General features: G+C 37.0%; 12 protein-coding genes and 2 pseudogenes. 11 read left to right on the top strand and 3 right to left on the bottom strand.

Annotation, left to right across the window (positions count from 1 at the left end):
• Nucleotides 1-1,070: 1,070 nt before the first annotated feature.
• The 4 genes from JCM15092_RS12670 to rny all read left to right on the top strand — a co-directional run bounded on the left by JCM15092_RS12670 (nucleotide 1,071) and on the right by rny (nucleotide 3,781).
• Nucleotides 1,071-1,430, top strand: a complete 360-nt coding sequence (locus JCM15092_RS12670) for a YbaN family protein (RefSeq protein ID WP_024994982.1) — start codon at nucleotides 1,071-1,073, stop codon at nucleotides 1,428-1,430.
• Nucleotides 1,431-1,532: 102 nt separating this feature from the next.
• The gene (locus tag JCM15092_RS12665; RefSeq protein ID WP_024994981.1) at nucleotides 1,533-1,826 is read left to right on the top strand and encodes a coiled-coil domain-containing protein; all 294 of its coding nucleotides are present in this window, start codon (nucleotides 1,533-1,535) and stop codon (nucleotides 1,824-1,826) included.
• A gap of 21 nt (nucleotides 1,827-1,847) precedes the next feature.
• The gene (locus JCM15092_RS12660) at nucleotides 1,848-2,144 is read left to right on the top strand and encodes a cell division protein ZapA (RefSeq protein ID WP_024994980.1); all 297 of its coding nucleotides are present in this window, start codon (nucleotides 1,848-1,850) and stop codon (nucleotides 2,142-2,144) included.
• Between the two features lie 98 nt (nucleotides 2,145-2,242).
• Nucleotides 2,243-3,781: a ribonuclease Y gene (rny, locus tag JCM15092_RS12655; RefSeq protein ID WP_024994979.1), complete on the top strand. Its 1,539-nt coding sequence runs from the start codon at nucleotides 2,243-2,245 to the stop codon at nucleotides 3,779-3,781.
• 372 nt (nucleotides 3,782-4,153) lie between these two features.
• On the opposite strand, the gene JCM15092_RS17850 is transcribed toward rny, so the two are convergent.
• Complete coding sequence (locus JCM15092_RS17850) at nucleotides 4,154-4,912, bottom strand: DMT family transporter (protein ID WP_369384665.1); 759 nt, start codon at nucleotides 4,910-4,912, stop codon at nucleotides 4,154-4,156.
• Here JCM15092_RS17850 and JCM15092_RS17960 point away from each other — a divergent pair.
• On the top strand, nucleotides 4,906-5,082 hold the full coding sequence (locus tag JCM15092_RS17960; protein ID WP_369384664.1) for a hypothetical protein: 177 nt from the start codon (nucleotides 4,906-4,908) through the stop codon (nucleotides 5,080-5,082). The genes JCM15092_RS17850 and JCM15092_RS17960 overlap by 7 nt on opposite strands.
• Nucleotides 5,083-5,160: 78 nt before the next feature.
• On the opposite strand, the gene JCM15092_RS12645 is transcribed toward JCM15092_RS17960, so the two are convergent.
• On the bottom strand, nucleotides 5,161-6,000 hold the full coding sequence (locus JCM15092_RS12645; protein WP_024994978.1) for a patatin-like phospholipase family protein: 840 nt from the start codon (nucleotides 5,998-6,000) through the stop codon (nucleotides 5,161-5,163).
• A gap of 141 nt (nucleotides 6,001-6,141) precedes the next feature.
• Between JCM15092_RS12645 and JCM15092_RS16130 the strand changes: the two are divergent.
• The 6 genes and pseudogenes from JCM15092_RS16130 to JCM15092_RS17680 all read left to right on the top strand — a co-directional run bounded on the left by JCM15092_RS16130 (nucleotide 6,142) and on the right by JCM15092_RS17680 (nucleotide 13,567).
• Nucleotides 6,142-7,534 (top strand): annotated as a pseudogene (locus JCM15092_RS16130) (aminopeptidase P family protein).
• Nucleotides 7,535-7,551: 17 nt separating this feature from the next.
• Nucleotides 7,552-8,766: a C1 family peptidase gene (locus tag JCM15092_RS12635; protein ID WP_024994977.1), complete on the top strand. Its 1,215-nt coding sequence runs from the start codon at nucleotides 7,552-7,554 to the stop codon at nucleotides 8,764-8,766.
• 163 nt (nucleotides 8,767-8,929) lie between these two features.
• Nucleotides 8,930-10,654 carry a single-stranded-DNA-specific exonuclease RecJ gene (gene recJ / locus JCM15092_RS12630; protein ID WP_024994976.1) on the top strand — a complete coding sequence of 575 codons (1,725 nt, stop codon included), beginning with the start codon at nucleotides 8,930-8,932 and terminating at the stop codon, nucleotides 10,652-10,654.
• A gap of 27 nt (nucleotides 10,655-10,681) precedes the next feature.
• The gene (locus tag JCM15092_RS12625) at nucleotides 10,682-12,574 is read left to right on the top strand and encodes a RecQ family ATP-dependent DNA helicase (protein WP_024994975.1); all 1,893 of its coding nucleotides are present in this window, start codon (nucleotides 10,682-10,684) and stop codon (nucleotides 12,572-12,574) included.
• 43 nt (nucleotides 12,575-12,617) lie between these two features.
• Complete coding sequence (locus JCM15092_RS17685; protein WP_235782363.1) at nucleotides 12,618-13,037, top strand: tetratricopeptide repeat protein; 420 nt, start codon at nucleotides 12,618-12,620, stop codon at nucleotides 13,035-13,037.
• Between the two features lie 11 nt (nucleotides 13,038-13,048).
• Nucleotides 13,049-13,567 carry a tetratricopeptide repeat protein gene (locus JCM15092_RS17680; RefSeq protein ID WP_235782362.1) on the top strand — a complete coding sequence of 173 codons (519 nt, stop codon included), beginning with the start codon at nucleotides 13,049-13,051 and terminating at the stop codon, nucleotides 13,565-13,567.
• Between the two features lie 151 nt (nucleotides 13,568-13,718).
• On the opposite strand, the pseudogene JCM15092_RS16120 reads toward JCM15092_RS17680, so the two are convergent.
• Nucleotides 13,719-14,890 (bottom strand): annotated as a pseudogene (locus tag JCM15092_RS16120) (MalY/PatB family protein).
• Nucleotides 14,891-15,141: the final 251 nt, after the last annotated feature.

The raw sequence follows: 15,141 nt of genomic DNA, 5'->3' as shown, positions 1-15,141 counted from the left end.
ATAGATATATAAAGAAAGCTGATATAACCCCTGGGAATAAGTATCCTAAGAAATCATAAAAAGAAAAAGGTCCTCTATCCATACAATATTATTTTATGCAAATATAAACAAACTAATTAATCATTGTTTAATATCTAAAAATTATATTAAATATTGACTTCTTCAAAATGAGAACAAAAAGTCTAATGATTATCTTGAATTAATCTTTTTGTCAGAATGAGATAAGGAATTTATACAATTTAGTAGAGAAGAATGAATAATACATCAAGAAGAACGATTAATTAAAGTATTATTGAACAATCTATTAACAGCAATATTTCTAATAAAGAACTTTTAATTACTTAGCACGTCAGCAAATACATCCCTGATTCAGATAATATCTGGTAACCCAACTGTGAACAAGGATTGAAAAAGTTGCCGACTTCTTCGGATTTTCAATGGATGTCTTTTTTGAACGAGCCAAACCTTTCTCAAGAGCAGATTATCCCAATTCATCGAGAGAAAGAAAACTTACCTAAAGAATAGACTTCTTGGAAAAACTATTAGCAAAAAAATGAAAAAATGATACTATTAGATTCTGTCAATCAGAAACTTATGAGTCATTCTAATTCAAGCAAAACTCGGACAATGATTTAATAATTACTAATAAATTAAAACGGAATTCTTTGATAATCAAAATACAACTATCTCCTTTTGGATAGTTAATGAGTTCTAGCCTATCCTACCGAACAAAAGAACAGGGAGTTATAATCAAGAAAGATTGCGGCTCTTATTTTTATCCCCTCTCTTACCTCTTAGATTCATCTACAGGCATTATTCATTTGGTCTTATCTGGTGCATATAATGTACTATATAGAAAGTGTAAAATCCTTTCCCCTATTTGTCGTTATATAGCTTTTGTTCCTTAGTGCGGAATGAAAAAGCCACAGTGAGTGATGTTTATCCCGCGCTGCAAGCGCTAACTTCACTTTAGGAGAAAGAAGGAACAGTAATCATTCACTGAATAAAAATATTATGAAAAAAGATGAAAACAGACTTGGCTCTCGCACTTTTAGACATATCTTTGCATAATGAAAATAATTCTGACAATATTAGGCATCATATCTCTTATTTTGGGAATAGTTGGAATATTCGTTCCTCTTCTTCCTACAACTCCATTTCTTCTTTTATCGGCTGCAATATTTTTTCGTACTTCACCTCGACTGTACGAGTGGTTACTAAATCAGAAATACCTTGGCACATACATACGCAAATTCCGTGAAAACAAAGCTATACCTCTTCATGCAAAGATAATATCTGTAACCATGATATGGCTAACCTTAGGCTACTGCACCATATTTGTCGCACCATATTTATGGCTTAAACCACTTTTTATTATTCTTGCTATAACAATTTCGGCGCATATCCTAAGTTACAAGACATTAAAATAGATTTTCTATATATCTATTTTTCTTATAATGATTTAAAATAACGATTAAAATATTTTTTAATTTAACACTAATCATATATATTTGTGTAGAATTTAGTATAGAATGACTGACGAAGATAAACAGCTATTAAATACTTTTGATACGAAATTTAGACATTTTCTCTATTTATACGATCAATTAAAGCAAGAGAATGCTAAACTACTATCACTCATTTCTGAAAAAGACAAAGAAATTGAGGATTTAAATAATAGTTGCAGAAAGTTGGAGAAAGATTATTCTGAACTAAAGATGGCTAGGACTCTAAGTATCTATGACAAAGATATTAATGATACAAAAAAGAGATTATCTAGCCTTGTGCGTGAAGTCGATAGATGTATCGCTTTATTAAATGAATAAAGATCTTAAATTCGATACTATATGGACGATATGATGAAAATACATTTACTGATTGACAACGAGCGCTATCCATTGAAGATTCGTCGAGAAGATGAGGAGATTTATAGGGACGCTGCCAAACAGATTGATAATAAACTGAACAAATACCGTGGCATGTTCTCGGATATTGCTCCGAATAAATATTGGGCTATGGTAGCACTTGAGTTAGCTTTCGAAAAAATATCCCTGAAAGACAAAAATGATACTGAACCTTATAAGGAGAAAATCAGAGAACTTACAGAAGAACTAGAAAGCATATTAAAGGGTAAAATTAGTTAAGTTTATATTTGTAACGATGATATACACGCACGCCTTGACAAACAAGTATCCGCTTGTGAAAGAGGTTGTGCGTTTTTTATTTATATAATTTAATAAAAATGGTAACAACAATAGTAATAACAGCAATCGTTTGTTTCGCTATAGGAGGAGGGCTTTCTTATGTGCTATTCAAATATGGCCTGAAATCGAAATACGATATAATAATTAAGGAGGCTGAGACTGAAGCTGAAGTTATTAAGAAGAACAAACTTCTGGAAGTAAAAGAGAAGTTTCTTAATAAGAAAGCTGATCTTGAAAAAGAGGTATCTATAAGAAACCAGAAGATCCAGCAGGCTGAAAACAAGCTCAAGCAAAGAGAGCTAATGCTAAATCAAAAGCAAGAGGAGATCCAACGCAAACGCCAGGAGGCTGAAGCAATTAAGGAGAACCTGGAAGCTCAGATAGTAATAGTAGACAAGAAAAAAGAAGAACTCGACAAACTTCAGATGCAGGAGAGAGAAAAGTTGGAAGTTATTTCCGGACTATCTGCTCATGAGGCTAAAGATAGATTGGTTGAGTCTTTGAAGGAAGAAGCCAAGACCCAGGCTGCTTCATTCATAAACGACATAATGGATGATGCTAAACTCTCTGCCAACAAAGAGGCTAAGAGAATAGTCATTCAGTCTATACAGAGAGTGGCTACTGAAACAGCTATTGAAAATTCTGTAACAGTATTCCACATTGAATCAGATGAAATAAAAGGACGTATTATCGGACGTGAAGGTAGAAATATCCGCGCCCTTGAAGCTGCCACCGGTGTAGAAATCGTAGTTGACGATACTCCTGAAGCTATTGTTCTTTCAGCATTCGACCCAGTTCGTCGTGAAGTTGCACGACTTGCTCTTCATCAACTTGTAACCGACGGACGTATACACCCTGCACGTATTGAAGAGGTTGTTGCCAAGGTACGTAAACAGGTGGAAGATGAGATTATCGAAACAGGTAAACGTACTACTATTGACCTTGGTATCCATGGATTACATCCTGAGCTTATACGTATCATCGGTAAGATGAAATACCGTTCTTCATATGGTCAGAACCTATTGCAACATGCCCGTGAAACAGCCAACTTATGTGCAGTTATGGCATCTGAACTTGGTCTGAATCCAAAGAAAGCAAAACGCGCCGGTCTGCTTCATGATATTGGTAAAGTGCCTGATGAGGAGCCAGAATTGCCACACGCATTGCTTGGTATGAAACTAGCTGAGAAGTACAAAGAAAAACCAGATATCTGCAACGCAATCGGTGCTCACCACGATGAAACAGAGATGACAAGTTTGCTTGCTCCTATCGTTCAGGTATGTGATGCCATCTCAGGTGCTCGTCCAGGTGCTCGTAGAGAAATTGTAGAGGCTTATATCAAACGTCTTAACGACCTTGAACAACTTGCAATGTCTTACCCTGGAGTAACTAAGACTTACGCTATACAAGCTGGTCGTGAACTTCGTGTAATTGTTGGAGCTGATAAAATTGACGATAAGGAGACTGAAAACTTATCAACAGAAATCGCTAAGAAGATTCAGGATGAAATGACTTACCCAGGACAGGTTAAGATCACAGTTATCCGTGAAACTAGAGCAGTAAGCTTCGCAAAATAAAGATTACTTAATAGAAGAAATACAATCTCTTTCGGTCATAATTGATCGGAAGAGATTTTTTATGCCCGATAATCATTGAGATGATGCATAATCTATTACTATAATTAAGGCTCAATCCGTGACAATGGGACTTAACAAATTCTATCTCTTCTTGGTTAATAATAGTATCTTTGTTTCATGCAAAGAAAAGAGAGGAACAATTATTTTCATTGTTCACAAAAGGAATCGTGATAAACTGTTCAACCGATCATGATTCATTATCCAACAGATCGTGATTCATTGATTAACCGGTCATGATTCATTATCCAACCGATCATGATCGGTTCATTATCCGATCACGACAGATTATGTGACACAGATGGATCATAGGACTTATCTGATGAAGAAAAGAGCAACTCCTATAACACTTATAATAGCACCGGCAACCTCTTTTATTGTAATCTGCTGTTTGAATATCATATGTGCCGGCCATATAATCATTACAGGAGTAAGAGCCATAAGTGTTGATGCAATACCTACTGCTGTATATTGAGTTGCCATCAGAGAAAGGGAAACTCCTATGAAAGGACCTGTTACGGTAGCCCATAAAGCTGCTTTCATTCCTTTCTTATCACGCATTGCAACAGGAAGAGTATGGAATTGTCTTCTTATTGCCATAAGCAGCACAAAACCTATTGTTCCGGTTATTGCACGTATAAAGGTAGATGAAAAAGGAAGAGTAGTATGAATATAACTGTTACCTTCACCTAAAGAAAGAGCATAGTAATCCATACCCACCTTACTGAGTACCAACCCTATACCCTGTCCCATACCGGCACCAATACCGAATAATACACCTTTGAAAGGGAGTTTCAGAGAGAACTTGTGCTTCTCTCCTTTTCCAAGAACAGACATTCCAATACCGGTAATGGTTATCAGCATACCTGTCCAAGCCAGCAGAGAAAGTCTCTCTCCAAGCATTATCCATCCAAAAAGAGCAGCAGTGGGTGGCGCCAAAGTCATAAAAAGTTGCCCAAACCGAGAGCCAATTATAACATAAGAATTAAAAAGGCAGAAGTCCCCTAAAACATACCCCACAAAACCAGATAAAGAGAGCCACAGCCAAGTGTTAGAATCGGTACCAATTGGCAAGAAACTGCCAGAGAGAAAAAAAAAGTGCAACCGAAAGCATAAAAAGAGATAAAACCATCCTTATCACATTCAATTGCAACGAACCCAATCTTTTACTTGCAACTTCTGCAAAAAGAGCTGTAATTGTCCATGATACTGCTACTACAATAGCAATAGATTCTCCAAAATAATTCATCGCATTTTATAATTATGAGCAGTAATGTATCATAAGATAGACACATCCCGACTATATACCTATTCTTTATCTGTTAGATAGAAGAGAGTACCTGTTTAGCACACTCATATCCCTCTTCGTAGAGAGCTGTGAGTTTATCAATATCAGTAGTAATCCTGTCTACCTCAAGAGGTTTCATAGGACGTATTACAACTATCTTTTTCTCTTCTTCCAACTTATCTATTAAATCCAGCTGGTCATCATAAAGTTTGCAACGGGTACTAAGTACAACCCGCAAACGTGGATATTTTTTATATATGAACGATGGCACCTTTCTATCCTTCTCATCACTTCTAAAACCTTTGTTACGAGTTACTACAACAATATTCTTTGTATAGCCTTGTTCAAAAGCTCGCATAATAGGAATAGAGTCTACAATACCACCATCAAGCATAGGAACGCCGTCAATATATACAATAGGGCAGACAAAAGGGAGACTGCTTGAAGCCCTGGCTATTTCCACAACTTTCTTAATGTCTCTCTTTTCTTCAAGATAACACGCTCTTCCTGTTATACAGTTAGTTGTTACCATTTCAAAACGCCCATTGTTTCTTTGATACGCTTCAAAATCGTAAGGAAGTATAACCTCAGGAAAGTCCTTGTACAACAACTCCTGATCAAGTATACTATGATTCCTCCAAAGATGTTTTATACCGATATAATGATATTTATCTAGCAGGTCAATATTACTAAATTTAGCTCTTCCTCTCTGGCGAGACATATATGACAGTCCGTTGCAAGCACCAGCTGATACTCCTACACAATATGGGAACCACAAATTGTTGTCCATCATATAGTCTAGGACACCACATGTGAAAACACCTCTCATGCCACCTCCTTCAAGAACTAAACCAGTTTCATTGTCTATTTCCATATTTTATCAAAAAATCTTAATAAAATTAAGTAGACTACAAAGTTACCTTTTTCCAAGAATTAAAGAGTAAGATTTATAATTTTAATTATTACTTTTGCGTAAAGGTCATTAGTTTAGAACAATCAATAATTTAAACTTACTATGTTCAATTCTACAATTTACAAAAACCGCAGAGAAGCTTTAAGAAAAAAAAGTTGACAGCGGGTTAATTTTATTCTTAGGTAACAATGAAGCTCCGGCAAATTATCCGGACAACACATACAAGTTCAGACAAGATAGCTCATTTCTCTACTTCTTTGGTCTGCAGAACCCTGGTTTTGCCGGCGTTATTGATGTTGACAATAACGAAGAGTATCTTTTCGGCAACGATTTCACAATGGACGACATCATCTGGATGGGAAATCAACCAAGTGTGAAAGAGTTGGCAAAAGAGGTAGGCATAGAGAAATCCTACCCTTTCAGCAAACTTAAAGATTTAATATCATCCGCTATAAAGGCAAAAAGAAAAGTTCACTTCAACCCTCCTTACCGTTATGACAACATGATGCTGCTTGAGGAGCTTACAGGTATTAAAGCCGCTGTTACAAAAGAGTATGCATCTATCGAACTTATTAATGCTATAGTCTCTTTGCGCTCTACAAAAGAGGCTTGCGAAATTGAGGAGATAGACAAAGCATGCAACATAGGATATGAGATGCATACTACGGCTATGAGACTTTGTAAACCAGGAGTTGTTGAACAATATATTGCAGGAGTACTTGATGGAATAGCCTCATCATACGGATGCATGGTCTCATTCCCTACAATACTTACTCAGAACGGTCAGACTCTCCATAACCATTATCATGGAAATATACTTGATAAAGGAAGAATGATGCTTACCGATGCAGGTGCCGAGAGAGTTAGCAACTACTGTTCTGACCATACACGTACAGTTCCTGTGGGAGGAAAATTCGACAGCCGCCAAAAAGATGTATACAATATTGTCCTTGCCTGTCATGACAAAGCACTTGAACTCGCAAAACCAGGAGTTACATATATGTCTGTCCATCTAGAAGTTTGTAAGGTTCTCGCTCAAGGTCTGAAAGAGATAGGGCTGATGAAAGGTAATGTAGAGGAAGCAGTGGCTGCTGGTGCTCATGCACTCTTCTTGCCTCACGGACTAGGACACATGATGGGGCTTGATGTACATGATATGGAAGACTTAGGTCAGATACATGTTGGATACGACGACAAAGTACGCCCATCAACTCAGTTCGGGCTCTCTGCTTTACGAATGGGACGCGAACTTCAGGAAGGTTTTGTTATCACAGACGAACCTGGATGTTACTTCATACCTGCCCTCATTGACAATTGGAGAGGAGATAAAATGCATACCGACTTCCTATGCTACGATAAGATAGAGAAATTTAAGGAGTTCGGTGGTATTCGTATAGAAGATGATATACTTATCACTCCTAATGGATCTCGCTTTACAGGTGAGAAAAGAATTCCGCTTACAGTCAGCGAGATTGAAGATATTATGAGCATTTAACCTATAATTAATTTTTAATGAAACGATTTACTTTATTTGCCGCCGTTGCGGCACTAGTCTTCTCTTCTGTTTCTGCTCAAGAGGCAAAAAAAGACACAACAAAACAGGAAGGTTTTATTTTTACTACAGTTAAAGAACTACCTATCACATCTATAAAGAATCAGAACCGTGCAGGAACTTGCTGGAGCTACTCTGCTATAGCATTCTTAGAGTCAGAACTTCTGCGTATGGGCAAAGGAACTTACGACTTTTCAGAGATGCACATGATTTACAATACCTATATGGATCGTGCTGAAGCAGCTATTCGTACTCATGGAGACGTTTCTTTCTCGCAGGGAGGATCATTTTACGATGTTATCTATGGTATGAAGAAGTTTGGTCTGGTTCCTGATTCTGAAATGCCTGCAGGAGCTATGTATGGCGATACTTTGAGCAATCATACTGAACTCTCAGTTGTAACCGATGCTATGGTGAATGCACTTTCAAAGAGCAATTTGAAGAAGCTTCAATCAACTCCTCAGCACACACCGGTTTGGAAAGAAGCTCTAAAAGGAGCCTTCGATGCTTATCTTGGCAGACGCCCTGATAAATTTACCTATAAAGGAAAAGAGTATACCCCAAAGACATTCTTTGAATCAACAGGTTTAAACCCAGATGACTATATTTCTTTGACATCTTACGCTCACCACCCATTCTATGAACAGTTCGTTATCGAAATTCAGGATAACTGGCGTTGGGCTAAATCATACAACTTGCCTATTGACGAACTTATGCAGGTATTCGATAACTCTATCAACAAAGGTTACACTATCGCTTGGGGCTCTGACGTAAGTGAGGATGGTTTTACACGCGATGGTATTGCCGTACTTCCTGATGTTGATAAAGTTCAGGAACTATCCGGATCAGACATGGCTCATTGGTTGAAACTTACACCTGCTCAGAAGAATTTGACAACAAAACCACAGCCACAGAAATGGGTTACTCAAGAAGAACGTCAAGAGGCATTCGATAATTGGGAAACTACCGATGACCATGGTATGCTGATATATGGTATTGCTAAGGATCAGGAAGGGAACGAATTCTACATGGTGAAAAACTCATGGGGAAAGAGTGGAAAATACAACGGTATATGGTATGCTTCTAAACCATTTGTTCGTTACAAAACAATGAACATTGTTGTTAATAAAAATGCCATCCCTAAGGAAATAGCTAAAAAGCTAGGTATAAAATAATTTACTTAAAAATAGAGCATTACCGCTAAGTCTGTAAAATATATACAGATTTAGCGGTATTTTTATTTGTTTTTTCATAACTTTACAAATTAAATAAAGGTGAAAAATATAAGTTTTTTTCATACTTTATCTTGAGATAGAAAAAGAAAAAACAATATATAAAATGAACCATAAATGGAATTATCAACCTCCAACACAAGAACTAATAGAAGCAGCTAAAGCTCTAGGTAAGGAAATAGGAATAAGTCCTATACTTGCCAAACTATTACTTGAGAGAGGAATAACATCTGCTGCAGATGCAAAACGATTCTTCCATCCACAGCTTAGCGAACTTCATGATCCTTTTCTGATGAAAGACATGAACATTGCCGTAGAAAGGCTTAACCAAGCTATGGGAAGGAAGGAACGTGTGCTCATATATGGAGATTACGACGTTGATGGAACAACAGCTGTAGCTCTGGTCTACAAGTTCATACAACAGTTTTATTCCAATATTGACTACTATATTCCCGACAGATACAACGAGGGGTATGGAGTATCTGTACAAGGTATAGACTATGCTGCTGAAACAGATGTAAAACTGATTATTGTACTCGACTGCGGTATAAAGGCTGTTAATGAGATAGCATATGCCAAAGAAAAAGGTATAGACTTCATTATTTGTGACCACCACGTTCCTGATGATGTCCTTCCATCTGCTGTAGCAATACTTAATCCTAAAAGAGCTGATTCAACCTATCCATACGAACATCTCTCTGGATGTGGAGTTGGCTTTAAATTCATGCAAGCTTTCGCCATAAACAACGGAATAGAGTTCTCACAACTAACTCCTCTACTCGACCTTGTGGCTGTTAGTGTTGCATCTGATATTGTTCCCATCATGGGTGAAAACCGCGTGTTGACATACCATGGATTAAAACAATTGAACTCAAATCCAAGCATCGGACTAAAATCTATTATAGATATTTGCGGACTAGCAGAAAAAGGTATTACTGTAGGTGATATAGTATTCAAAATAGGGCCACGAATAAATGCTTCAGGTAGGATTCAGAACGGAAAAGAGGCTGTTGAGTTACTAATCGAGAAAGATTTCTCGGCAGCTTTGGAAAAGGCGAACCAGATAAACCAGTACAACGAGACACGTAAGGACCTCGACAAGACCATGACTGAAGAGGCAAACAATATCGTTGACAGACTTGAAGGATTGCAAAGCAGAAGATCTATTGTGCTCTTTAATGAGGATTGGCATAAAGGAGTTATTGGTATTGTGGCATCAAGACTCACTGAAATATATTATCGTCCTGCTGTTGTTCTTACCAGATCAGATGATATGGCTACCGGATCAGCTAGATCGGTATCCGGATTTGATGTTTACAAAGCTATAGAGAATTGCCGTGACTTGCTCGAAAACTTTGGCGGACATACTTACGCTGCCGGGTTATCTATGAAAGTTGATAACGTACCTGAGTTCACACGCCGATTCGAAGAGTATGTTGCACAGAACATCCTTCCCGAACAGACCAGTGCAGTTATATACATAGACGCAGAAATTGATTTCAGAGATATTACTCCTAAATTCCATTCCGACTTAAGGAAATTCAATCCATTTGGGCCGGATAATCTGAAACCTATTTTTTGTACTCATAATGTATACGACTATGGAACAAGCAAAGTTGTAGGAAGAGAACAGGAACATATCAAGTTGGAACTTGTAGACAACAAATCGAATAATGTAATGAATGGTATCGCTTTCGGGCAGAGCTCTCAAGCACGATATATCAAGACGAAACGTTCGTTTGATATATGCTACACAATAGAAGATAACACCCACAAACGTGGAGAAGTGCAACTTCAAATTGAAGACATAAAGCCAAGCGAAGACAGATAATAAATCTCTTTCTCTATTTCATAGACTATGACATACAAAGAGATTCTAAAAAAATATTGGAACTTTGATAACTTCCGCGGCATACAGGAAGATATCATTGAAAGCATAGGGCAAGGGCATGATACATTAGGATTAATGCCCACGGGAGGTGGTAAGTCAATCACCTTCCAGATACCTGCTCTCTCTAAACCTGGACTCTGCCTTGTCATTACCCCACTTATTGCACTGATGAAAGATCAAGTGCGCAATCTTCGAGAACGCGACATAAAAGCCGTTGCCGTATACTCCGGCATGACACGTGAGGAGATTATAGTAGCTCTTGAGAACTGTATCTTCGGTGATTATAAATTTCTATACATATCTCCTGAAAGACTTGATACTGAGATATTCCGTACTAAGCTGAAATCAATGAATATAAGCATGATTACAGTCGACGAATCGCACTGTATATCACAGTGGGGATACGACTTCCGACCTGCCTATACGAAGATTTCCGATATTCGCTCTCTCCTTCCAAACGTACCTGTGTTAGCACTTACTGCTACGGCAACTCCCGAAGTTGTTGACGATATACAGAAGCAACTTGATTTCAAGGATGGAAGGGTCTTCAAGATGAGTTTTGAAAGGAATAATCTTGCATATATCGTCAGAAATACCGAAAATAAGCAGGCGGAGATTCTTCACATACTATCAAGGATGAAAGGTTCGGCAATAATCTATACAAGGAATAGAAAGAAGACAAAGGAGATAGCAAACTTTCTCAACATGAATAATATCACAGCAACATTCTACCATGCCGGTCTGAATAATGATGTTAAAGATGCTCGGCAGAAAAGTTGGCTTGAAGATAAAAGCAGAGTAATGGTTTCTACCAATGCTTTTGGCATGGGAATAGACAAACCAGATGTAAGAATCGTAATCCACGCAGATATGCCGGACTCTCCTGAAGCATATTTTCAAGAGGCCGGTAGAGCAGGTAGGGATGGAGAAAAAGCGTATGCTGTGTTACTCAATTCAAAGAGTGACAAATCCACACTGCAGAAACGTGTAGCCGACACTTTCCCAGAGAAAGATTATATACGCAAAATTTATGAAGATATAAATTACTACTACCAAATGGCTATGGGCGACGGATTGGAATGTACAAAGGCATTCAATATTGATGAGTTCTGTCGCAACTTCAAGCATTTCCCTATACAGACAGACAGTGCACTTAAGATACTGACACGTGCAGGCTACCTGGAGTACACAGACGAACAGGATAATGCATCAAGACTTATGTTCACGATAAGACGTGATGAACTTTACCGACTGGAAAGTAAAGACCCCGATGCAGATAAACTAATAAATGTTATTCTGCGTTCGTATACTGGACTTTTTACAGATTATGCATTTATAAATGAAGAGTCACTCTCTATTCGAAGCGGACTGACACGACAAAGAATATATGATATACTGGTTGCTTTTTCAAAGAGTCACATTCTGCACTACATACCTCAGAAGAAAACTCCATATATTATATATACACGTGAAAGACAGAATGCAGATAGGATCATTTTCACACCCGAGGTTTACGAAAAGAGAAAAGAAAGCTATGAGAAGAGGATAAAGGCTATGATAGACTACGCCTCATCAACGGACAATTGCAGAAGCAGAATGCTGCTTGACTATTTCGGAGAGAAGAACAAACACAACTGTATGATGTGTGACGTATGTCTTGATAAGCATAATACAGGTATCAAAAAAGGGGAGTTCAAAGAGATTGAAGAGAATATCCTGAGAGTAGTAGGCGACAAAAAGATTGCAGCTGCTTCACTTTTCGACTTGCTTGAATATGACAAAGAGAAGATACAGAATGTTATAACCTATCTTACACATGAAGAAATTATACATGTAAAAGATGGATTTATTTTCATATAATACTAAATTTGTAATATTAACGAAACCATTTAAGATAGAGAATATGAATTTTATTAAATCACTATTTGGAATCAAGGAATCCAAAGAAAACAACAAAGAGACAGACAATAATAAGAACTTCGATATCCTAAAATACGATGGTATCCGAGCACTTAATATTCAAAAAATTGCTTATGCAATAAGATGCCTAGAAGGCGCTTTAGAGATTAAGAATGATGTAGAGACAATGGAGTTATTAGCTAATGCATATATAGCTGACAACAACAATAAAGGAGCTATAGCTGTACTCGAGAGAGAATGCGCCTTTAGTCCTAATGAAATAAAGCCTCTGTTGTCTCTTGCTTCGGTCTTATTCTTGGAAGAAGATTATATAAAAATGAATGAGGTTTGCAATAAGGCTATTGAATTGGATGATAATGATGCTTCAGCGCTATATCTGAATGCCAAGCGCTTGTGGGATTAAATGATGATATAATGGCAATAGCAATGCTTACTAAAGCAATTTCACTGAAAGATGACTATATAGAAGCACGACTTCTTAGAGCAACTACTCTCAACTCAATGAAGCAGATAAACGATGCAAAAGAGGATCTTGATCGTGTCTTGTCAATTGATGCAGACAATGAGGCTGCTCTATTGCTTTTAGGTGAGATTTTAGCATCAGAAAATAATATAGAAGAAGCTACATCTATCTTGGATAATGTATTGTCTATAAATCCGTTTAATGAAAAAGCATACATTATAAAGGGAAACATGCTTGCCGAAAGCAATGATTTTGATAGAGCTATTGAGATGTATGATGAAGCAATTGAGATAAACCCTAATTTTGCTAAAGCTTTCCATGAAAGAGGTAGGATAAAATTAATAAAAGGTGATAAAGAGGGCTCTATAGAAGATATGAAGAAAGCCATGGAAATTGCACCTGAGAATGAAAGTAAAATTGACGGTCAGTTCAAGAACTATGATAGTATCACCAAAAATGTTCCTTGGTAATTTATATACAAAATATAAAGACATAAAAGAGAAGAGGTAGAGTATCGTATAACTATACCTCTTCTCCTTTTATATAAATAATAATTCTTAAAACATATTTCTTCAAATAGCCAACACATCAATGGTCATATCACTATTTGTGAAGATAATATTAAAATCGTTTTCTATACGCAGCTTCAAGTTGGTTCATAGCTTTCTCAATAACGCTCATAGGTGTGGCAGCATTAAGTCGCATATACCAATGCCCTCCTTACCAAAAATCTTCCCATTATTTAGAGCCAGATTAGCCTCATCCGAGAAAAAGTTGTTCAACTCAACTTGTGAAAGTCCAAGTTCCTTACAATCCATCCATATAAGATAGGATGCCTGTGGGCGTATAACCTTTATCTTTGGAGTATGTTCTTTTGTAAACTTATCTATATAATCAATATTCTTCTGAATATAAGCCAGACATTGATCAAGCCATTCAGTACCGTTGCTATATGCTGCTGCTACTGAAATAAAAGCAAAGACATGTCCCATATCTAGTTCGCAAGCATCAATGAATTTTTTGAATCTGCTACGTATATTCTCATTATAAATAATCACATGAGAGGCAGATAGTCCAGGCATGTTAAATGCTTTGCTAGGCGACATGAATGTAACGGAGTTCATCTTTGCCTTATCACCTATCATTGCAAAAGGAGTATGTTTCAAAGGAGGAAAGGTAAGATCTGCATGTATCTCATCCGAGAAGACCAGAACACCTTCATCGTAGCATATTTCTGCCAATGTTTCAAGCTCTTCCCTACTCCACACTGTTCCTCCTGGATTATGAGGATTACACAAAATAAAGAGTGAGCATCCCTTAATATCACGCTTTAATGCATCGAAATCCATACGATAATGACCATCAATAAACTGCAAGGGATTATATACCACCTCTCTCCCATTATTCTCTGTCACTATTCTGAATGGATGATAAACAGGAGGTTGAATCATAACCTTATCGCCTTTGTTAGTAAGAGCATTCATAGCCATACCTATTCCAGGGACAATTCCAGGGATAAAGTTTATCATATCCTTTTCAACATGCATTCCATATCTATCCTTTACCCACGATATTATTGCACTATAGTATGCATCACTTTTACATGTATAGCCAAACACACCATTGTCACATCTTTTTCTTATGGCTTCTGTGACAAAAGGAGCAGTCTCAAAATCCATATCAGCTACCCAAAGAGGAATAAGGTCTGTACGCCCCCATATTCCCTTCATGAAATCTACTTTTATGGCATCAGAGCTACTTCTATCAATAATTTTATCAAAATTATATTGCATATTCTTTTATCTTGATTGATATTCAAATATAGAGATTTTACTTTTAAAATGCTTTTCTTCAACTTAATTGTTTAAGTTGTATGGAAATAAAAATATAGCCAATCTTAAAAAAAACTTTATTTTTGTTTGTTTTTGCAATTAATGTATTACATTTGCAGCGAAATCATTAATAAAAAGAGCAAAATGAAATCATTGTATAATACATACTTCTTCTTTTATTACTTTTACTTTAGCAACAAAGTGAAGCGGGA

The organism is Phocaeicola paurosaccharolyticus JCM 15092, from assembly GCF_000613805.1.
GTDB lineage: Bacteria > Bacteroidota > Bacteroidia > Bacteroidales > Bacteroidaceae > Phocaeicola > Phocaeicola paurosaccharolyticus.
Note: the sequence above shows the minus strand (reverse complement) of the source record. Positions and strands in the feature narration are given on the sequence as shown.

Excerpts from the sequence above, each read along its gene's own strand:
- recJ (WP_024994976.1), top strand. The coding sequence starts at position 8,930 with ATGAACCATAAATGGAATTATCAACCTCCAACACAAGAACTAATAGAA.
- JCM15092_RS17685 (WP_235782363.1), top strand. The coding sequence starts at position 12,618 with ATGAATTTTATTAAATCACTATTTGGAATCAAGGAATCCAAAGAAAAC.
- rny (WP_024994979.1), top strand. The coding sequence starts at position 2,243 with ATGGTAACAACAATAGTAATAACAGCAATCGTTTGTTTCGCTATAGGA.
- JCM15092_RS12645 (WP_024994978.1), bottom strand. The coding sequence starts at position 6,000 with ATGGAAATAGACAATGAAACTGGTTTAGTTCTTGAAGGAGGTGGCATG.
- JCM15092_RS12660 (WP_024994980.1), top strand. The coding sequence starts at position 1,848 with ATGGACGATATGATGAAAATACATTTACTGATTGACAACGAGCGCTAT.
- JCM15092_RS12670 (WP_024994982.1), top strand. The coding sequence starts at position 1,071 with ATGAAAATAATTCTGACAATATTAGGCATCATATCTCTTATTTTGGGA.
- JCM15092_RS17680 (WP_235782362.1), top strand. The coding sequence starts at position 13,049 with ATGGCAATAGCAATGCTTACTAAAGCAATTTCACTGAAAGATGACTAT.
- JCM15092_RS12665 (WP_024994981.1), top strand. The coding sequence starts at position 1,533 with ATGACTGACGAAGATAAACAGCTATTAAATACTTTTGATACGAAATTT.
- JCM15092_RS12625 (WP_024994975.1), top strand. The coding sequence starts at position 10,682 with ATGACATACAAAGAGATTCTAAAAAAATATTGGAACTTTGATAACTTC.
- JCM15092_RS12635 (WP_024994977.1), top strand. The coding sequence starts at position 7,552 with ATGAAACGATTTACTTTATTTGCCGCCGTTGCGGCACTAGTCTTCTCT.